Genomic DNA, 19037 nt, shown 5'->3' with positions numbered 1-19037 from the left:
GCGTGGTCACCACGAACGCTCCCCGGGCAGCAGCGGCAGCGGCACCACCGGCACCCGGTCGCCCGGCTCGCCGGAGGTGTCGGGCCGGATGACGGCGAACCCGTCGGCGCCGGCGAGCCCGCGCAGCATCGCCGAGCCGACGTGCCGGACGGGGTGCGCGGTGCCGGCGGTCCGGTCCAGCCGGACCAGGGCCAGGTGCGTGTACTTCCCCCGGCCGCGCACCGGCTCGGCGAGCGTGGCGTGCGGCAGCGCCGGCATCGGGCGGCCCGCCAGCCCGGCCAGCAGCGGGGCGACCAGTGACACCAGGGCGACGATGGCGGACTGCGGGTTGCCGGGCAGCCCGGCCACGAACCGGTCCCGGCCGTCGGTGCCGGTCAGCCGGGCCACCAGCATCGGAAAGCCGGGCCGCACGGCCACCGTGTTGACCACGTAGTCGGCCCCGAGCGCCGCCAGGGCGGGATGCAGGTGGTCGACCGGCCCGTGCATCGTGCCGCCGGTGGTGCACACCAGGTCGGCGGTGGTCAGCGCGGCGCGCAGGGCGGCCACGTGCGCGGGGAGGGTGTCCGTCACCGGTCCCACCACGTCCGAGGGGTGGACCAGGCAGCCGTAGCGGCGCAGCCAGGCCGGCACCGCCGGCCCGAGCGCGTCCCGCACCCGGCCGCCGCCCGGCGGGCCGGCGGTCAGCAGCTCGTCGCCGAAGACCAGCAGCGCCGCGCGGGGCTGCCGCCGCACCCGCAGGCTGTCGTGCCCGCAGGAGGCGGCCAGCCCGATCAGCGCCGGGTCCACCGGCGTGCCGCCGGGAAGCAGTTCCTCCCCGGCGGACGCCTCCTCGCCCGGCTCACGCCACTCCGGCGCCGGGCGCGGCGTGCCGTCGACCAGGCCCTCCGGCGTACGACGGGACTCCTCCACCCGCAGCACGGCGGTGGCGCCCTCCGGCACCATCGCGCCGGTGGCGATCTCGACGGTCGTCCCGTCGTCGGCCAGCGGCGCGGGGGTGCCGCCGGCCAGCACCCGCCCGACGGGCCGCCACGGGCCGGTGCCGCGCACCGCCCAGCCGTCGACGCTGGAGGTGGGGAAGGCGGGCAGGTCCGTACGGGTGGTCAGCGGCTCGGCGAGGGTGTGACCGTCGATCTCGGCGAGCGGCCGGCTGACGGCGGGCAGCGCGGCGGCCAGGCCGACCGCGTACACCCGGGACCGGGCCTCTTCCCAGCCGACCGGCGGGGGCGCGGTGGCCGGCTCGGCGGCCGGTACGGTTTCCGTGCTCACCGGCCGAGCCTAACGGTCAGTGGTCGCCGCCGCGGAGCTGGTCGACGGCGTGGACAAGGATCGGCCCGAGCACGGCGAGGCCGTCCCGCGCCCCGCCGGTCGAGCCGGGCAGGTTGACCACCAGCATCCGGCCGACGACGCCGGCGAGCCCCCGGGAGAGCGCGGCGGTGGGAACCTTGTCCCGGCTGTGCGCCCTGATCGCCTCGGCGATGCCGGGCACCTCGTGGTCGAGCAGCGCCCGGGTCACCTCGGGAGTGCGGTCGGAGGGGTTGATTCCCGTGCCGCCGCTGGTCAGTACGACGTCGATCCCGTCGGCCAGGGCGGCCCGCAGCGCCTCACCCACCGGCTCGCCGTCGGGCACCACCACCGGCCCCTCCACCTCGCAGCCGAGGTCGCGCAGGCCGGCCACCAGCAGCGGCCCGCTGGTGTCGGCGTACACCCCCGCCGCCGCCCGGTTGGACGCCACGACCACCCGTGCCCGGATCACGGCCGATCCTCCGGGCGGACCCACAGGCCGGTCTTCCCGCCCTCCTTGCGCAGCACCCGGACCGCGTCGACGCTGGCCGCCGGATCGACCGCCTTGACCATGTCGACAAGCGCCAGGCCGGCGACGGCCACCGCCGTCAACGCCTCCATCTCCACGCCGGTGCGGTCCGCCGTCCGCGCGGTCGCGGTGATCTCGACGGTGTCGTCGGTGAGCGTCAGGTCGACCGCGACACCGTGCAGGGCGATGGGGTGGCAGAGCGGGATGAGGTCGGGGGTGCGCTTCGCGCCCATGATGCCGGCGAGCCGGCCGACCGCCAGCGCGTCGCCCTTCGGCAGCCCGTCGCGGCGCAGCAACTCGACCACCTCGGGTGTGGTGCGCAGCCGCCCGGTGGCGACGGCCAGCCGGCCGCTGACCGCCTTGGCGGAGACGTCGACCATGCGGGCCGCGCCGGCCGGATCGACATGGGTGAGCTGAGCGGGATCGGTCACGGTCGCGAGCCTATCTTTCGGGTACGGGGAAAGGGGCTGCCGGCGCGGGCATCGACCGGCGGACGGGCCCACGCCGACCGCCGCTCCACCACGGTCCTCACATCGGCGTACGGCATCACTCGCGAATTGACCGGAAGAACTAACGCGTTCCCCACCTTCGCCCGACGACCGTTTCACCTCCGCGCCCGTGGAACCGACCCGATAGCCACCCACGCCAGTTACGCCATCACTCCAGGTGCCCGCCGGTAACGGATGTCCCCGCCCATTGACCTCGACCGTCACGGACAGCGATCATTGCCGTCACCAGAATTGCCCGGCTGCCGATCACGTGGGCCGAGAAGGGCACCGGGCAAGTTACAGGCTGCATCTTGCTCCGGTTCCTCCCGCCCCGCGGCGACGCCCACGCCATTCGGCCGCTGCAAACTGCACCCCGCGCCCGATGTCGACCAGGCCGCCACCGGTTCATTATCTAGCGTTAACCGAGAGTCGATAGAAACACAGCACTCCGTCCCCAGCCACGAACAGAAAGTAACGCACCGGGGTATGCTTCTCATCCATTGCTCATAGTCACATATATCCCTCCATAATTGGCCGAACCGCACTTAGGCTGTCGGCGTCGCGGAACATAGCCGCGCAGTCGCGGAACACCACCGCGCAGAAGCCAACACGAAAGCCGGGAGGGGTGCAGTGATGTCGGCTCACGAGTGGCAGTGACGATTGTGGTCAACGAGTGACCGTAGGTAGCCTGGGCCTCTGCTCATCGAGTGCGGACGGCAGTCGGGGACACGGTGACACGACCGGATGTGGGCAAGACAGAGGCCGAGCAGCGCCTGGCGCTGCATGTCGGCCTCGTCTGCGTCGTGGCGGTCGCCGCGTCGGTCGTGTCCGTTCGCGGCCTGACGCGGCTGGAGCTGTCCGGCGAACACCTCGTCCTCTCCCTCACCCTGATCCTCCTGGCCGCCCTCGGCATGACGATCAAGTGGCGGATCCGGATCCGGGCAACCGTCCACGCCATCTCCTGGAGCGAGACGGCGATCATCCTGAGCCTGGCGGTCGCGCCGACGTCCCTGGTCATCCTGACCACCGGCGTCGGGGTGACGATCGCCCTGCTGCTCATCAAGCTTCCGCCGCTCAAGGCAGCCTTCGGCGTCGCCAAGAGCATGCTCCTGGCGGCCGGCGCCGGGGCGACCCTGCACGCCCTCGGCTGGTCCCCGACGCTCGCCCACCTGGGGCACGCCATCGGCCTCATCGGCGTCGCCTACGCCGTCACCGTGGTCCTCGACGAGCTGCTGACCCTCCCGGTCATCGCGCTCGCCACCGGCACCCGGCTCAGGCAGCTCTTCCGGGAGGATCTCGGGCTGCGCCTGACCAGCGCGATCGCACGCTTCGTCCTCATCGTCACCACCCTGTTCATCCTGCGTGCGGACCCCAGGCTCCTGCTGGCGGTCCCGCCCCTCGTGCTCAGCCTCCACCTGCTCTACTCCAACCGGGTCAACGCCCGCACCGAGCAGCAGGCCTGGCAACGGCTGGCCCGCACCACCGACGCGCTCAACGTGGTCGACCTGGACAAGGTCCTCACCACCGCCGTCACCCAGGCCGCCGAACTCTTCTCCGCCGACGAGGTGGAGATCGAGCTACGCGACGGCGGCAGGACCGTACGCGGCGGCGCGGTCGGCATCACCTACGACGGGCCGGCCGGCGAACCGACCTCGGTGGACGGCACGCTGATCCCGGCGCCGCTGGAGGGGCACGACCGCACCGCCGACGTCGGCATCCTGCGCCTGCGCTTCCGCGGGCCGGTGCAGCTCTCCGAGCGGGAGCAGTACACGCTGCGCACCTTCGCCTCGGCGCTGTGCACCGCCGTCCGCAACGCACAGGCGTACGCCGAGCTGGCCCGGGTCGCCGACGCACACGCGTACGCCGCCATGCACGACGCGCTGACCGGGCTGGCCAACCGTCGACACCTGCTCGACCAGGGCACCGAACACCTCAGCGCCCGGCACGCCGACGGGGTGACCGCCCTGGTGCTCATCGACCTCAACCACTTCAAGGAGGTCAACGACACCCTCGGGCACGCCGCCGGAGACCAGGTCCTCGTGCAGGTGGCCGAGCGACTGCGGGGCGCCGCCCAGGACGGCGACCTGGTGGCCCGGCTCGGCGGCGACGAGTTCGCCGTACTCCTGCGGGGTCTACCGGCGCCAGCGGTGGCCGCCCACCGCGCCGAGACCCTGCTCGGCGCGCTGCACGAGCCCTTCGACCTGGACGGCATGCGGATCAGCGTCGAAGCCAGCGGCGGAATCGCCGCGGCACCCGCCACCGGGGGCATGCCGGAGCTGCTGCGCCGCGCCGACGTGGCGATGTACCAGGCAAAACGGGCCGGGCAACGCACCTCGACGTACGCCCCCACCCGGGACACCGCCGACCTCGGCCGGCTCACCCTCGGCGGCGAGTTGCCCCGCGCCGTCGCCGACCACGAGTTCACCGTCAACTTCCAACCCATCGTCGACCTCGGCACCGGCCGCGTCACCGGCGCCGAAGCCCTGGCCCGCTGGCACCACCCGACCCACGGAGTGATCGACCCGCTGCGCTTCCTCGAAGCGGTGGAACGCTCGGGCCTGCTCCCCGCCTTCGCCGAGGCGATCCTCGACCAGGCGCTGATCGCGGCAGTCGGCTGGCGGGACTCCGGCTTCGACGTGCCCGTGGCCGTCAACGTGTCACCGCGCAGCCTGCTCGACGCCCGCTTCCCCGGCTCGGTGCTGGCCCGGCTGCGGGCCCACGACCTGCCCCCCGACCGCCTCGTGCTGGAGCTGACCGAGACCCTCACGCTCAGCCAGCTCGACGTGGTCGACCGGGTGCTCAGCCGGTTGCGGGACGAGGGCGTCCGACTCGCCCTCGACGACTTCGGCACCGGCTACTCCTCCCTGTCGCTGCTCTCCCGCATCCCCGTGCACGAGCTGAAGATCGACCGCAGCTTCGTGACCGCCATGGAAAGCTCCGCCGAGGCCGCCGCCGTCATCCGCTCCACCCTCGACCTGGGCCGCAGCCTCGACCTCGACGTGGTCGCCGAGGGCGTGGAGAGCGAGCCGCAACGCCGCGCCCTCTGGGAGTTGGGCTGCACCGCCGGCCAGGGCCACCTCTTCGCCCGGCCGATGCCCGCCGGCACGCTCCTCGCGGCCTTCCGGCGCGGTTCCGGAGGCAGCCCCGGCACGCTCGCGCCCCCGCTGCACGACGCGGGAGCCGTGATCCGCCTCGCCCCCGGGCGCCGGCCGGCCGGGCGGGGCCGCACCGACCGCCACCTCCCCGCCTGACGCCCCGACGGGGACCTTCTCTGCCACACTTGCCCGCGTGACCGCCGCCCCCACCGCCCGCCGCCGTGGCTGGCAGGCCCTCGACTCCGCCGCCGACGGCCTCGCCCTCGACCTCGGCCTGTACGCCGCGTCGGCGGTGTTCGCCGCGATCACCGCAGCCACGTCCACCCTGGCCCCGCACCGGGCCTGGGGCAGCGTCGCCGCCATCGGGTACCTCGTCGCCGCCATCGCCGCGACCGGCCAACTCCTGCTCCGCCGACGCGACCCCGGATCGCCGCTGGCCGGCCTGCGGGCCCGCTGGGCGATCACCGGGCTCGCCTGGCTCGGCACCACCCTCGTACCGCTGGCCTGGCAGAGCATCGAACGGGCCGGCGGGCGCACCGACCGGGCACAGGAGGAGGTGCTGGTCGTCGAGGAGTCCGGCCGGCGGCTGGTCGACACCGGCACCCCGTACCTCGGGCACGACGCCATCGCCGCGCTACCGCCCGGCGAACAACTCCTCGGCTACACCCCCTACCAGCCCGGAATGGCCCTGTTCGGGCTACCCCGCGCCGCCGCCGACGCCTGGTGGACCGATGCCCGCGTCTGGTTCGCGGTCGGCACCGCGCTGGCGCTCGCCCTGGCCGTCCGCGCCCTGACCCGGGGCGGCCACCCCGCGAGCGGCCAGCCCGCCGGGGCCGCCGTGCTCCGGGGCGTACAGGCCGCCACCGTCCTCCCCGTCTGCGCGCTCACCCTGGCCACGGGCGGCGACGACCTGCCCGTACTCGCGCTGTGCCTGCTGGCGCTGGCCCTCGCCGCCACCGGCCGGCCCGTGCCGGCCGGCATCGCCGTCGGCCTGGCCGGCGCGCTGAAACTCTTCGCCTGGCCGGTCGCCCTCGTGCTGATCATCTGGGGCATGACGAGACGAGCCGGCCTGCGGGTCGCCGCGGGCGCCCTCGGGCTGCCCGCCGCCGCCCTGCTGCCGGCCCTGCTGGTCGACCGCGACGCCCTGGTCGAGAACGTGCTCCGCTTCCCGCTCGGCCACGGTCTGGTGACCAGCCCGGCGCAGTCGCCGTTCCCCGGGCACCTGATCGCCACCACGCTGCCCGCCGGCCGCGCCGTCGCCGTCGCACTGCTGCTCGCGGCCGGGCTGACGATCGCCGTCCGGCTCGCCCGCCGTCCGCCCCGCACCGCCGTCTCCGCCGCCCTGATCTGCGGGTACGGGCTGCTCGCCGCGATCCTGCTGATGCCGACGACCCGCTTCGGCTACCTGCTCTACCCGCTCGCCCTCCTGGTCTGGGCACCCGCCCTGCGGCCCACCGGTTCCGCGAACTGCCGGGCGGAGGACGGCGACACGGCGTACACCTGAGGCATGACCACCTACCGCGACCGTGAGGAGGCGGGCCGCACGCTCGCCGACCGGCTGACCGCCCTGATCGGCGAACCGGACGTCATCGTGCTCGGACTGGTACGCGGCGGCGTGCCCGTGGCCCGGGTGGTCGCCGAACGCCTCGGCGCCCCGCTGGACGTGCTGGTGGTGCGGAAACTCGGCATGCCCCAGGCACGCGAGGTGGCCTTCGGCGCGCTGGGCCCCGGCAACGTGCGGGTGCTCAACGACATCGTGGCCGGCCAGCTCAGCGCCGACGACATCGCCGCGGTCGTCCACCGCGAACAGGCCGAACTGGAACGGCGGGAGCAGCTCTACCGCGCCGGCCGGCCGCCGCTCGACCTGACCGGGCGCACCGCCGTGATCGTCGACGACGGCCTGGCCACCGGCGCCACCGCCCGCGCCGCCGTCCAGGTCGCCCGCCACCTCGGCGCCCGCCGCGTCGTGGTCGCCGTCCCGGTCGGTTCGCAGGAGGCGTACGAGATGCTGTCCGCCGAGGCCGACCAGGTCGTCTGCGCCCAGCACCCGCCGGAGTTCATGGCGGTGAGCACCTACTACGAGGACTTCCACGAGGTCGCCGACCAAGAAGTCACGGAAGCGCTGACAGCGACTGCGTGACCGGACCGGGTACGGTCGGAGGATGAGTCTGACCTGTCCCAAGTGCCACGGTGAAATGCGCCAGTACGAGCGCAGCGGCGTCGTCGTCGACCAGTGCGGAGAGTGCCGGGGGCTCTTCCTCGACCGCGGCGAGCTGGAGAAGCTGTTCGAGGCGGAGGCCAACTGGAACCGCCAGCAGAGCGCGGCGGCCCCGGCCCCGCCTCCCCAGCCCAGCCACCAGCAGGGCGGTTACGCGCCCCCGCCGCCCCCGCCGCCCGCCCCCGCCCCGCACCAGCCGGGCTACGGTGCCGTCCCGCCGCCGCCCCCGCCGGCGCACGGCTACCCGCCGGCCCCCGCCTACGGGCACAGCCAGCAGCACCACGGCTACCACGGGCACTACAAGCGCAAGAAGCACAAGAGCTTCCTGGACGAGATGTTCGGCTGAGCCATCCCGTCGACCGGGCCGGCGACTCGACCGGCCCGGTCACCGGCGGTACGCCGCCTCGCGCAGCGCCGCCTGCCGTGTGCACCGTGGCGACCGTGCGACGCTGCCTTGATGACGCACCGCGGACAGCACCTCGCGCTGGCGCAGGCGTACGACGGGATCGTCCGGGTCGTCGCCGACCTCGACGACACCGACCTGCAACGGCCCACCCGGTGCCGGGGCTGGCTCGTCGCGGACCTGCTGTTCCACCTGCTCTGCGACGCCCAACGGGCGCTGGTCGCGCTGGCCAGCCCCGCCAGCGGCCCGCCCGACGTGGACGCTGTCGGTTACTGGCGCGCGTTCCCGACCGGCGGTGACCCAGACGGCGCGCGGCACGCCTGGTGGGCCCGCCGCTCCGCCGCGGCCTTCGACCGCCCCGGCGCGATCGTCCGGCTCTGGGCCGACACCGCCCCGGCGGCCGTACGCGCCGCGGGCGCGGCCGACCCCGACGGCTGCGTCACCACGCAGGGGCACGTGCTGCGGGTGCCGGACCTGCTCGCCACCCTGACCACCGAGGCCGTCGTGCACCACCTGGACCTGGTTCTCGACCTGCCCGACGCGCCGCTGCCCGGGGTGCTCGCGACGCGCGTCGCCGTGGCCACGATGGACGGCCTGCTCGGTGACGACACCGTCCGGCCAGCCGGGTGGGGCGACGTGGAATACCTGCTCAGCTCTTCGAATGCGTCGTGTCGCAGCGTGTGAACGACCGCCGCAGAGGAATACCTCGCCGCAAGACGAGACCCCGCATGGCGGGTTCGGTGATGCCGTACGCCACAGCAAGTTGGCCCAGCGTCGCTCCCGCCTGGTAACCCTGTAGCACCTCGACGCGCTGGGCCTCGGTGAGCTTGCCGACGGTCCTCGGTGGTATGCCCCGGCGCCGCAGCAGGCCACGAATCGCTTGCCGCGACACACCGTTCGACTGGGCGATACTGGTCAGGCTCTCGCCGGCCAGAGCACGTTCGATGGCCGCGTCCCGCGCAGCCTCCGGCATCCGTGCTCCGGTCTGTCTCACACGATGGCCATATCCACGAATCGTGACAGGTGCAGCTGCGCCGCCACCGTCACGGTGTCAGTCGGGCCATTCCTGTGCTTGGCGATTATGAAATCCGCCTCTCCGGCCCGCGGCGACTCCTTGTCGTAGTAGTCGTCGCGGTGCAAAAGGATGACAACGTCGGCATCTTGCTCAATAGACCCAGATTCACGCAAATCAGACAATTGTGGTCTCTTGTCGGTGCGCTGCTCCGGGCCACGGTTCAGCTGGCTCACCGCGATCACCGGACACTCGACCTCCTTGGCGAGCAGCTTCAGGCCACGGGAGAGGTCCGCGACCTCCTGCTGCCGGCTCTCGGTGCGCTTCGGGGAGGTCATCAGTTGGAGGTAGTCGACCACGATCAACTTGAGGTCGTGCCGCTGCTTGAGCCGGCGCGCCTTGGCCCGGATCTCCATCAGGTTCATGCTCGGCGTGTCGTCGACGAAGAGCGGTGCCTCGCTGATCTCACCCATGCAGCGGGCGAGCTTGGTCCAGTCGTCGTCGGAGAGCTGGCCGCTGCGCAGGACGTGCAGCGGCACGCGCGCCTCGGCCGAGAGCAGCCGCATCACGATCTCGACCTTGCTCATTTCCAGCGAGAAGATCGCCGACGCCTGGTTGGCCCTGATTGCGGCGTTGCGGGCGAAGTCCATGCTCGCGGTGCTGTTGTGTGTCGGGATCATCGCCCGACCCGCCAGGTAGAGGTGATCGGAATTGTCCACCGTGACGCATCGGACCGGCACGCTCGGCACCGGCCGGACGTCGACGATGAAACGGCTGTCCGTCCGGGCGTTGCTCTCACTACGGCGCCGGAGTCGGTGTGCCTCCCGTTTGCGGGGCAGGCGGAACACCTCGTCCCTCGTCGTGAAGTTCACGTTGAAGGCGATCGAGCTTGCCGCGGTGCGACCCTTGACGGTCTTTCGGCTGATGGAGCAGCGGTAACCGAGACTGACGACCAGTTCGCGCATGTCCTCGGCGAGGCGGGGGAACGTCGTGGTGAACTGCACGTTCCCTGTGGCCGTCACGGTGCCGTCGGTGTCGAGCAGCCCGGCCAGCAGCGCTCGCCGCTGTGCCTCCGAGGCCCGCAGGTACACGGTGGGAATGTGCTTGTTGCCCAGCACCCCCGCCGCGCGCAGGTAGCCGGTGGTGACCCTTCCTTCCGCCGTGTGGCCGTCACCGAGCCAGACGCCGAGCGTGTAGGGCGCAAGCGGGAGATCCCGTTCCGGGAGGCAGAGGGCGGCGGCGTTCTCGACCGCGTGGTTGAGTCGCCGGTCAGCCGTGTTCGTGCGCAGGGTCGCTCGTATCTGCTCCGTCGTCACCACGTCGGGCAGATCCGCCGTCGCCAACGTGTCCGACCACTGCTCGACACGATCCAACAACCGACGGTGGAGGCGGCGGGCCGGGTAGGCCCTGGCTGGCCGTACACGCGGGCGCCGACGCACGATCACGGGCGAATCGCCGGCAATGTCTTGAGCCACCCGGTGGGCGGTGTGCGTGAGCTCCGGTCCGAGCACGGCGGCCAACTCCGCGATCGTAACGTCGTCGCCGGGTACTGCAACTGCGGCTGCCTGGCGCAGCCGTTCGATGGCCTCGGGGGACCAGTGGTTGCGCCGTCGGGCAGGGGCAGCGCGACGACCTGCCCGAGTGGTGGTCTTCCACAGGTGTTCACCGTCGGCGACGATCACCGAGCCGTCGGAGAACTCGACCTCGTAGCACGGCCGGTCGTGCCGCACCTCGAACGCGGCGGTGACCTTCGTCGGCAGACCGTCGGCACCCAGCAGCTCGTCGCCGACCTTGACGTCCCCCATGGTGGTCCAGCCCGTCGGTGTGGCGAGCGGGGTGTCCAGGGCGAGCGCCTTGCCCAGACCGGGCCGTCCGGCGACGATTACCAGCTGGCCCGCGTGCAGGCCGTTGAGCAGCCGGTCCAGGTCGGTGAAGCCGGTGGGGACGCCGGTCATCACGCCGCCCTGGGCGCCCACGGCCTCGATCTCGTCGAGCGTGGGCTGGAGCATGTCCGCGAGCACGGCGAAGTCCTCGCTGACGCGGCGTTCCGTGACGTCATAGACCGCCTGCTGGGCGAGGTCGACGATGTCGTCGACGTCGCGGCTGCCGCCCTGGGCGGTGCCGTAACCCAGTTGCACGATCTTGGTGCCGGCCTCGACCAGGCGCCGCAGGACCGCCCGCTCGCTCACGATGCGGGCGTAGTACGCGGCGTTCGCGGCGGTCGGCACGCTGGCGATCAGCGTGTGCAGGTAGGGGGCGCCGCCGATCCGGGCGAGGTCGCCGGAGTCGGTCAGCGCCGCCGCCACGGTGATCGGGTCGGCCGGCTCGCCCCGGCCGTAGATCTCCAGGATGGTGTCGAAGATGGTGGCGTGCACCGGCCGGTAGAAGTCGTTGGTCTTGAGGATCTCGACGACGTCGGCGATGGCGTCCTTGGACAGCAGCATGCCGCCGAGGACGCACTGCTCGGCGGCGACGTCCTGCGGCGGGGTCTTGTCGAACTGACCGTCGCGCTGCGGCGGCGGAGACGCCTGCCCCCCGCCCGATCGCGAGTCCGTCCGCATGTCGTCGGTGACCGACACGGGTTCCCCCTCCACTGCGTCGGATCCGGATCCAGCCCTACCGCCTGGGTACGACACCCCTCGACCTGCCGGTCGATCGGGGGTCATCGCGCGGGCCGGTCGGGTGCACCACCTTACGGAACCCGAGGTCAGCCCCTCAACCACCTCGGTGGACGAGCCTCGGGACAACCTGTGGACGCCGGTGGACGAGCATGTGCGCAGGGTGTGCACAGCCTGTGGACAACGGCTGGGGAATTCTTCACCTCACGCGGCTGACCTGGCCAAACGCAATCCCCACCCTGTGGACAGCAAATTTTTGGCCAGGTCGCCGGGTCGAACGTCCCGTACCATCTCCAGCGAACGGCTACACCCGGATAGCGGATTGCGCCATCGGTTGAGAAGGGTCACGCTCCGGCCGTGAGTTACCGGGACTGGGGACGCGGAGAAGATGGCCCGCGCGAGCGGCAGCCGGTCGTCTCCTGGGACGTTCCCGCCGACCCCGCGCCGGTGACCCCCTACGAGCACGCCCCCGATCGGCACCGCACCCCGAGTCGGCGTCGCGCTGCCGAGCGCGGCCAGCGGGAGCCCGAGGACAGCTACCTGCCGCGCTGGGCGCTGGAGTCGGGCGTACGCAGGGCGGACGGCGGACGGCACGCCGCACCGGACGACGAGGTCGGGGTCGGCCCGTACCGTTCCGGCGGGTGGCGCACCACCGAGAGCACGAGCAGTTGGCACCGGGTCAGCGAGACGAGCTGGCGTGAGACACCGACGATCGGCGGGGCCGAGGAGTCGGAGCACACTGGCGAGTGGACGTTCGACCGCCCCCAGGAGCAGGGCTACTCCGGGCGCCGGCGGGCTGCGGACGATCCGGCCCCCGGGGTGTCGTCCCGGACCGGCCCGAGACGCCTGCCCTCCGAACGTCCACGGGCCGCCTGGCCCGGGGCGGAGGCGGCTGAGCCCGTGCCGACGGGGGAGGCCGCACGGCCCGCTCGGCAGGGCGGGTGGGCGGCGGAGGGCGGGCCTTCCGTCGACCTCCGGGAGTCACGTGGGGCGACACCCGAGGCGGCGCCTCCGCACCCGCCGGCGGTGGATCCGTGGGACGCGTCGGGTGTGCGCGCGTGGCACCCGACGGGCGGGACCGACCGCTGGGACGACCACGCCGGTGCCGTCGACCGCTGGGATCGGACCGACGGCACCGGTCAGTGGGAGCGGTACCCCGGTGCTGGCGGGTGGGACCGGACCGTGCCGCCGGTCTCCGGCGGGGCCGACGCGTCGTGGCCTGGGCGGCACGACGGGGACGAGGATTTCTGGTCGGGCGACGATCCGTGGTGGGTGGCTCCGTCGGGGTCGACGCCCCGGTCGTCGGTGGTTCCCTCCCCGGCGCCTCGGCCGCGTCCGGCGCCGGGACAGGGGAGGGCAGATCCGGAGGGCGCCGCGCGGGGGGCGGCGCCGCCAGGCGTACGCCGTCAGGTCGGGGCTGCCGGGCCGGACACGGGGGGTCGGCGCATCGAGGACGACCTGCTCGATGCCGATGCCGGCGGGCCTTGGCGGCCGCTGCTCTACACCGTTGCCTGCTACCTGGTGCCGGCAGTGTTGGTCTTCGTCTGGCTGCTGACCCTGGACGGGCAGGTGCCGGCCGGTTGCGTCACCGACGTCACCGGAGGGGGTTGCGCCTCGCCGCAGTCGCGGGCGCTGGGCTCGCTGGCGCCGGGGCTGCCGCGCTTCGGGTTGGCGCTGGCCAGCAGCCTGGTCGTGGCGCTGCTGCTACGCGGTGTCGGCGCGACGTGGCGTGCGGGCACCGTCGCGTTGGCGGCGGCCGTGGTCGGCGGTGGCCTCTCCACGGTGATGATCAGCGCAATCACCGGTCAGCCGCTCGGCTGACTCGTTGCCGGCGAGGGGTCATCGGCGGCGGGATCACCCTCGGCGTGGTGGGCGAGCGGACGCCGCCGGTCGAGCGGGGCTGCCGTAAACAGCGGAAAGGGCCCGCACCGGTCGGTGCGGGCCCTTTCCGTGGTGCTGGGGTGTCAGCCCTGGACGACGTTGAGGTCGAACTTGGCGGTCACCTCGGGGTGCAGCTTGATCCGTACCGGGTAGGAGCCGGTCGACTTGATGTGACCGGGCAGCTCCAGGCGGCGACGGTCGAGGGCCGGACCACCGGCGGACTTGACGGCGTCGACGATCTCGGCCGGGGTGACCGAGCCGAAGAGCCGGCCACCGTCGCCGGCGCGGGCCTTCAGGTTGACCTTGAGGCCCTCAAGCTGGCCCTTGACCTCGTTGGCGTGGCCGAGGTCGCGGATCTCCCGGGCCGAGCGGGCCCGCTTGATGACCGTGACCTGCTTCTCCGCACCCTTGGTCCAGGCGATCGCGAAGCCCTGCGGCAGCAGGTAGTTACGGCCGTAGCCGTCCTTGACCTCGACGATGTCGCCCGGGGCACCGAGGCCGGACACCTCCTGAGTCAGGATGATCTTCATATCGGTGCCTCCTCTCAGCGGGCCGTGGCCGTGTACGGCAGGAGCGCCATCTCACGGGCGTTCTTGACCGCACGGGCGATCTGCCGCTGCTGCTGCGAGGTCACGCCGGTCACCCGCCGAGCGCGGATCTTGCCGCGGTCGGAGATGAACTTGCGCAGCAGCGCGGTGTCCTTGTAATCGATGTAGGTGATCCCGTCCTTGTCGAGCGGGTTCACCTTCTTCTTCGGCTTGCGAAGTGCAGCGGCCTTAGCCATTGCTCGTGCTCCTGGTTTGCGATCGCGGGCGCTCGGCGCCATTAGAACGGGGGCTCCTCGTCGAAGTTGCCGCCACCCGAACCACCGCGCGAGGGTGCCGGTGCAGCCGAGGCCCAGGGGTCGTCGAAGTTGCCTCCGCCGCCGCCCTGGCCACCTCCACCACCGCCGCCGCCGAAGCCGCCGCCACCGCCGCCGGAGCGGGACATCTTCTGCACCTTCGCCGTGGCGTAGCGCAGCGATGGGCCGATCTCGTCGACCTCGAGCTCGATGACGGTGCGCTTCTCGCCCTCGCGCGTCTCGTACGACCGCTGACGCAGCCGACCCGAGACGATCACGCGGGCGCCCCGCTGGAGCGACTCGGCGACGTGCTCCGCCGCCTGCCGCCACACGGTGCACGCCAGGAAGAGCGGCTCGCCGTCCTTCCACTCGCCGGAGGCCTTGTCCATGAACCGGGGCGTCGAAGCGACCCGGAACTTGGCGACCGCGGCACCGGAAGGGGTGAACCGCAACTCGGGGTCATCGGTCAGGTTGCCGATGACCGTGATGGTGGTGTCTCCTGCCATGACCATCTCCTCGCGCACTCATCAGTTCTGCCGTACAGGCTCTCAGAGCCCTCCGACAGCGCCGGTGAGGCTGATCCGGGTGGACCGGGGTTGAATGCTTAGCGCATCTCCGGCCGGATGACCTTGGTGCGCAGCACGGACTCGTTGAGCCGCAGCTGGCGGTCCAGCTCGGCCACCGCCGCAGGCGTCGCCTGCAGGTCGACGACGGCGTAGATGCCCTCGGCCTTTTTGTTGATCTCGTACGCGAGGCGCCGGCGGCCCCACACGTCGGTCTTCTCCACCGAGCCACCCGCGGTCCGGATCACGTTCAGGTACGTGTCGAGCGACGGGGCGACGGTGCGCTCCTCGAGGCTGGGGTCGAGGATCACCATGACTTCGTAGTGACGCAAGACGTGCTCACCTCCTGTGGGCTAAGCGGCCACGGTCCTTCCGTGGCAGGAGGTCGTGCGTCGTGCCCACGCCGGTCCCGGGGGAACCCGGCCGGACGTGGACAACCGGACCAGGATACCCGGTCCGAAGGATCATGCCCGGGGTGGTCGGCGGGCCCACCGCCGAGGCGAGGCGAGGTCCGTGTCGTCAGGCCAAGGCGACGGGGGCCCGCCTCGACGTCGGTGTCGATGCGAGCCCCCGTGCACGAGGCCGCGGGGCGTCCCGTCCGCATTCCTTGGGTGGGACCTGGGGAGGAACGACCACACCGATGAGGTTGGACCGGGGACGCCCCGCGGAGCTTTATCGTGTTGTTACCTGACGTTACATCGGCTCTCGCCCCTTGTTGGGGGAAATAGCGGAATTCTTGACAAATTTCCTGATGAGGGCGGTTCGCATTCCCGGGGCGGCCCCCGTCGCGCCGGGCCGCGCGACGGGGGTGCCCCCGCTTGTCGACGCTCGCCCCTCGTGCGGGTGCGCCCCGGTGAGCCGAACTTTCGACCCGTGCAGGCCGGGAGCGGCAACCGTGGATCCCACTCGCATCAACGACCGCCGGCACCGGGAGGTGACGCGAGGCCGACGCCTCCGCCGCGGCCATCAACCCGGCTGTCGGCAACGCGACGTAGGCTCCGATGCATGCGTATCGGAGCCCACGTCGATTCGACCGACCCGGTGGCGGAGGCAACCGCCCGAAGGGCCGAGGCCGTGCAGTTCTTCCTCTCCGATCCACAGGGGTGGAAGGCACCGAAGCCGCGGGAGGACGCGGACGCGCTGCGCGCCGCCGACGTCGACCTCTACGTGCACGCGCCGTACGTCGTCAACGTCGCCACCCTGAACAACCGGATCCGGATCCCCAGCCGCAAGCTGCTGGTCGGGCACGCCCAGGCGTCCGCCGCGATCGGCGCGAAGGGGCTGATCGTGCACGGCGGGCACGTCAACGCCGGGGACGACCTGGCGACCGGTTTCGACAACTGGCGCAAGACCTTCGCGTACGCGGCGGACTCCGGCGGCTTCGGCGTCCCGGTCCTGATCGAGAACACGGCCGGCGGCGACAACGCGTGTGCCCGACGGCTCGACGCGCTCGCCCGGCTCTGGGACGCCGTGGGCGACCACGAGGTGGGCTTCTGCCTGGACACCTGTCACGCCCACGCCGGGGGCGAGGAGTTGCTCGGGCTGGTCGACCGGATCAAGGCGATCACGGGACGGATCGACCTGGTGCACGCCAACAACTCCAAGGGCGCGTTCAACTCGGGCCAGGACCGGCACGACAACCTCGACGGCGGCACGATCGACCCGGAGTTGCTGGTGGCGGTCATCCGCGCGGCCGACGCGCCGGTCATCGTCGAGACCCCGGGCGGGGTCAAGGGTCAGGGCGCCGACATCGCCTTCCTGCGCGACCGGCTGGGCGCGGGGAGCCCGGCGGCATGACCACCGAGCAGTCCGCCGCCGGCGGACGCCGCCCCGACAGCACCACCGACCCGTCCGCGCCGACCGGCAGCGACGCCACGCCGACTGCCGGAAAGAACAGTACGGCCGAGAAGAGCAGTGCGGCCGAAAAGAACGGTGCGGCCGAGAAGAGCGGTACGGCCGAGAACAACGGCACGACTGGCAGGACCGGCACGGCCGTCAAGGACGACACGGTTGGCAGCAGCGCCGCGAGCGGCAAAGCCAAGCCGGCTGGCAAGGGCGAGGCCGGGTCCGCTGGCGGAGGCGAGGCCGAGTCCACGGGCAAGAGCGAGGCGGGCAAGAGCGAGGCGGGCAAGAGCGAGCCCGCAGGCAAAGCCGGACCGGGCAGCGGAACCGGCAAAGCCGAGACCAGGACCGACGCGGCCGGGGAGGGCCCGGGCAAGGTCGGCAACGCGGACGCGTCGGAGAAGAGCAAGGACGGGAAGCAGGACAAGGACGGGGACAAGAAGGACAAGGACGGGGCCGGCGCGGGGGACGCGAAGACGGACCCGTGGACGGCCTTCGCCACCGCCCCCGAGCCCGTACCCACCCGGCTCGGGCGCGCCGCCCGGGCCGTCGGCCGGGGTACTGGCCGGCTGCTGATCCACGAGTGGACGCTCGCCACGCTCGGCGCGCTGGCGCTGGCCGTGCTGATGACCTGGCCCGCCCTGCGCTACCCGCAGCACACCCTGCCGCAGGACTACTGGGACCCGAGCCTCCAGGCCTGGCAGATGGCCTGGTCGGGGCACATCCTGCTGACCAATCCGGCGCAGCTGTGGCAGGCGAACGCCTTCTTCCCGGAAAACTGGAGCTTCGCCTTCTCGGACACCCTGCTCGGGTACGCCCCGGCGGGCATGATCGGCACCGGCCCCGAGGCTGCCGTACTCCGTTACAACATCATGTTCGTGCTGGCCCACGCGCTCGCCCTGCTCGGGGCGTACGCGCTGGCCCGCCAGCTCGGCGCGGGCCGGATGGGCGCCGCGGTGGCCGGGGCGAGCTACGCCTACGCGCCCTGGCTGCTGTCCCAGGCCGGCCACCTGCACGTGATCTCCAACGGCGGCATCCCGCTGGCGTTGGCCATGCTCGCCCGGGGGCACGGCTGGTCGCTGCGGCACGGTTACCGGCCCGAACGCCGGCACGACGGCTGGGTCTACACCGGCTGGATGGTCGCGGCCTGGCAGCTCAGTCTCGGTTTCGGCATCGGCCTGCCGTTCGCGTACTTCCTCGGCGGGGCCGTGCTGGTCTCGGCCGTCACCTGGTTCCTGCGGCGGTGGGTGATCCGGCCGGTCAAGCGCCCGTTCGGCCGCCGGCTGTTCATCGCGGACCTGGTCGGCGGTCTGCTCTTCGCCGGCGTCGGCGCTCTGCTGGCCATTCCGTACTTCAAGGTGGCGGAGCTGCACCCGCAGGCGGAGCGTTCCATCGGCGACATCGGCGGGTTCTCCCCGCCGGCGACCGGCTTCCTGACCGCACCCGCGGAGTCGCGGGTCTGGGGCGCGCTGCACGAGGGCGCGCGGGCGGCGCTGCCCTGGCACCCGGAGATGACCCTGCTGCCCGGCTTCGCGCTCTACGCGCTCGCCATCGGCGGGCTCTTCTTCTCGATCTGGAAGGTGCGCCACCGGGTGCTGCTGTTCGCCGGGGTGGTGGTGACCATGGTGCTCGCCATGGGCACCCGGTTCTTCGACGGCACCTTCACCTACATGCCGCTGTTCGAGCACCTGCCCGGGTGGAACGGCATCCGCACGCCGGGCCGGCTGATGCTCTGGACCACGCTGCTGCTCGGGCTGCTCGCGGCGGGCGCGATCACCGCGTTCGCCACCCGCGTCCGGGAGTTCTCCGCCGAGCGGATCCCCTCCTGGCCGAGCCCGTGGCTACGGCTGGCCACCCTGCTGCCGCTGGTGCTGGTGATCGGCGAAGGGCTGAACGCCACGCCGCACCCGATCGTGCCGCCCCAACCGGCCGCGATGCGCACCGTGGACGGCCCGATGCTGGTGCTGCCGAGCAGCCAGAACCTCGACCAGCCGGTGATGCTGTGGTCCACCAGCAAGTTCCAGGACGTGGTCAACGGGGGCAGCGGCTTCACCCCGCGTCAGCTCGACGACGTACGCCGGGTGACGCTGGCCTTCCCCGACCAGACCAGCGTCGACTACCTGCGCGTCCTCGGGGTTCGCACCGTGCTGCTGATGCGCGACCAGATCGCGAGCACGCCGTGGGAGGTCACGATCGACGCACCGGTCGACGGGCTCGGCATCACCCGTGAAGAGATCGGCCAGATCGTGGTCTACCGGCTCTGACC

Annotated in this window: 17 protein-coding genes; 8 read left to right on the top strand and 9 right to left on the bottom strand. The window is 72.4% G+C overall.

What is annotated here, in order from left to right; translation table 11 throughout:
- Window positions 1–6: 6 nt before the first annotated feature.
- The 3 genes from ABZ809_RS02360 to moaC are packed head-to-tail and all read right to left on the bottom strand — an operon-like array spanning window position 7 to window position 2241.
- On the bottom strand, window positions 7–1266 hold the full coding sequence (locus tag ABZ809_RS02360; RefSeq protein WP_357560510.1) for a molybdopterin molybdotransferase MoeA: 1260 nt from the start codon (window positions 1264–1266) through the stop codon (window positions 7–9).
- A gap of 16 nt (window positions 1267–1282) precedes the next feature.
- Window positions 1283–1753, bottom strand: coding sequence for a MogA/MoaB family molybdenum cofactor biosynthesis protein (locus ABZ809_RS02355; RefSeq protein ID WP_357560509.1), 471 nt, complete (start codon window positions 1751–1753; stop codon window positions 1283–1285).
- Window positions 1750–2241 (bottom strand): cyclic pyranopterin monophosphate synthase MoaC, encoded by a 492-nt coding sequence (gene moaC / locus ABZ809_RS02350; protein WP_357560508.1) that lies wholly within the window; start codon window positions 2239–2241, stop codon window positions 1750–1752. Before moaC ends, ABZ809_RS02355 begins: the two co-directional genes overlap by 4 nt.
- Before the next feature lie 881 nt (window positions 2242–3122).
- Here moaC and ABZ809_RS02345 point away from each other — a divergent pair.
- The 5 genes from ABZ809_RS02345 (at window position 3123) to ABZ809_RS02325 (ending at window position 8698) form a co-directional block, all read left to right on the top strand.
- Window positions 3123–5549 carry a bifunctional diguanylate cyclase/phosphodiesterase gene (locus ABZ809_RS02345; protein WP_357560812.1) on the top strand — a complete coding sequence of 809 codons (2427 nt, stop codon included), beginning with the start codon at window positions 3123–3125 and terminating at the stop codon, window positions 5547–5549.
- Window positions 5550–5586: 37 nt separating this feature from the next.
- Entirely contained in the window at window positions 5587–6897 is a 1311-nt protein-coding gene (locus ABZ809_RS02340; protein ID WP_357560507.1) for a glycosyltransferase 87 family protein, read from the top strand.
- A gap of 3 nt (window positions 6898–6900) precedes the next feature.
- The gene (locus ABZ809_RS02335) at window positions 6901–7533 is read left to right on the top strand and encodes a phosphoribosyltransferase family protein (protein WP_357560506.1); all 633 of its coding nucleotides are present in this window, start codon (window positions 6901–6903) and stop codon (window positions 7531–7533) included.
- A gap of 22 nt (window positions 7534–7555) precedes the next feature.
- The gene (locus ABZ809_RS02330) at window positions 7556–7957 is read left to right on the top strand and encodes a zf-TFIIB domain-containing protein (protein ID WP_357560505.1); all 402 of its coding nucleotides are present in this window, start codon (window positions 7556–7558) and stop codon (window positions 7955–7957) included.
- Between the two features lie 111 nt (window positions 7958–8068).
- Window positions 8069–8698 (top strand): maleylpyruvate isomerase N-terminal domain-containing protein, encoded by a 630-nt coding sequence (locus ABZ809_RS02325; protein WP_357560504.1) that lies wholly within the window; start codon window positions 8069–8071, stop codon window positions 8696–8698.
- Here ABZ809_RS02325 and ABZ809_RS02320 read toward each other — a convergent pair.
- Window positions 8664–8987: a hypothetical protein gene (locus tag ABZ809_RS02320; protein WP_357560503.1), complete on the bottom strand. Its 324-nt coding sequence runs from the start codon at window positions 8985–8987 to the stop codon at window positions 8664–8666. The two genes, ABZ809_RS02325 and ABZ809_RS02320, sit on opposite strands and share 35 nt — an antisense overlap.
- Before the next feature lie 17 nt (window positions 8988–9004).
- Entirely contained in the window at window positions 9005–11620 is a 2616-nt protein-coding gene (gene dnaB / locus ABZ809_RS02315; protein WP_357560502.1) for a replicative DNA helicase, read from the bottom strand.
- Between the two features lie 381 nt (window positions 11621–12001).
- Between dnaB and ABZ809_RS02310 the strand changes: the two genes are divergently transcribed.
- A complete protein-coding gene (locus ABZ809_RS02310; protein ID WP_357560501.1) occupies window positions 12002–13465 on the top strand; it encodes a hypothetical protein in 1464 nt (487 codons plus the stop codon).
- 143 nt (window positions 13466–13608) lie between these two features.
- On the opposite strand, the gene rplI is transcribed toward ABZ809_RS02310, so the two are convergent.
- The 4 genes from rplI to rpsF form a co-directional block, all read right to left on the bottom strand.
- Window positions 13609–14055 (bottom strand): 50S ribosomal protein L9, encoded by a 447-nt coding sequence (gene rplI, locus ABZ809_RS02305; protein ID WP_357560500.1) that lies wholly within the window; start codon window positions 14053–14055, stop codon window positions 13609–13611.
- Window positions 14056–14069: 14 nt separating this feature from the next.
- A complete protein-coding gene (rpsR, locus tag ABZ809_RS02300; RefSeq protein WP_007073789.1) occupies window positions 14070–14309 on the bottom strand; it encodes a 30S ribosomal protein S18 in 240 nt (79 codons plus the stop codon).
- A 41-nt stretch (window positions 14310–14350) separates the two neighbouring features.
- The gene (locus tag ABZ809_RS02295; protein WP_199729229.1) at window positions 14351–14890 is read right to left on the bottom strand and encodes a single-stranded DNA-binding protein; all 540 of its coding nucleotides are present in this window, start codon (window positions 14888–14890) and stop codon (window positions 14351–14353) included.
- An 80-nt stretch (window positions 14891–14970) separates the two neighbouring features.
- Window positions 14971–15261 (bottom strand): 30S ribosomal protein S6, encoded by a 291-nt coding sequence (rpsF, locus tag ABZ809_RS02290; RefSeq protein WP_074315517.1) that lies wholly within the window; start codon window positions 15259–15261, stop codon window positions 14971–14973.
- Window positions 15262–15934: 673 nt separating this feature from the next.
- Here rpsF and ABZ809_RS02285 point away from each other — a divergent pair.
- Window positions 15935–16726, top strand: a complete 792-nt coding sequence (locus ABZ809_RS02285; protein WP_357560499.1) for a deoxyribonuclease IV — start codon at window positions 15935–15937, stop codon at window positions 16724–16726.
- Window positions 16723–19035: a hypothetical protein gene (locus ABZ809_RS02280; RefSeq protein ID WP_357560498.1), complete on the top strand. Its 2313-nt coding sequence runs from the start codon at window positions 16723–16725 to the stop codon at window positions 19033–19035. The genes ABZ809_RS02285 and ABZ809_RS02280 overlap by 4 nt, the downstream gene beginning before the upstream one ends.
- Window positions 19036–19037 lie beyond the last annotated feature (2 nt).

This window comes from Micromonospora sp. NPDC047074 (assembly GCF_040643815.1).
Taxonomy (GTDB): Bacteria; Actinomycetota; Actinomycetes; order Mycobacteriales; family Micromonosporaceae; genus Micromonospora.
The sequence above is the reverse complement of the archived record's forward strand: the minus strand, read 5'-3'. Positions and strand labels throughout refer to the sequence as shown.

Excerpts from the sequence above, each read along its gene's own strand:
- ABZ809_RS02335 (WP_357560506.1), top strand. The coding sequence starts at position 6,901 with ATGACCACCTACCGCGACCGTGAGGAGGCGGGCCGCACGCTCGCCGAC.
- ABZ809_RS02330 (WP_357560505.1), top strand. The coding sequence starts at position 7,556 with ATGAGTCTGACCTGTCCCAAGTGCCACGGTGAAATGCGCCAGTACGAG.
- ABZ809_RS02325 (WP_357560504.1), top strand. The coding sequence starts at position 8,069 with ATGACGCACCGCGGACAGCACCTCGCGCTGGCGCAGGCGTACGACGGG.
- ABZ809_RS02320 (WP_357560503.1), bottom strand. The coding sequence starts at position 8,987 with ATGCCGGAGGCTGCGCGGGACGCGGCCATCGAACGTGCTCTGGCCGGC.
- rplI (WP_357560500.1), bottom strand. The coding sequence starts at position 14,055 with ATGAAGATCATCCTGACTCAGGAGGTGTCCGGCCTCGGTGCCCCGGGC.
- rpsR (WP_007073789.1), bottom strand. The coding sequence starts at position 14,309 with ATGGCTAAGGCCGCTGCACTTCGCAAGCCGAAGAAGAAGGTGAACCCG.
- ABZ809_RS02285 (WP_357560499.1), top strand. The coding sequence starts at position 15,935 with ATGCGTATCGGAGCCCACGTCGATTCGACCGACCCGGTGGCGGAGGCA.
- ABZ809_RS02280 (WP_357560498.1), top strand. The coding sequence starts at position 16,723 with ATGACCACCGAGCAGTCCGCCGCCGGCGGACGCCGCCCCGACAGCACC.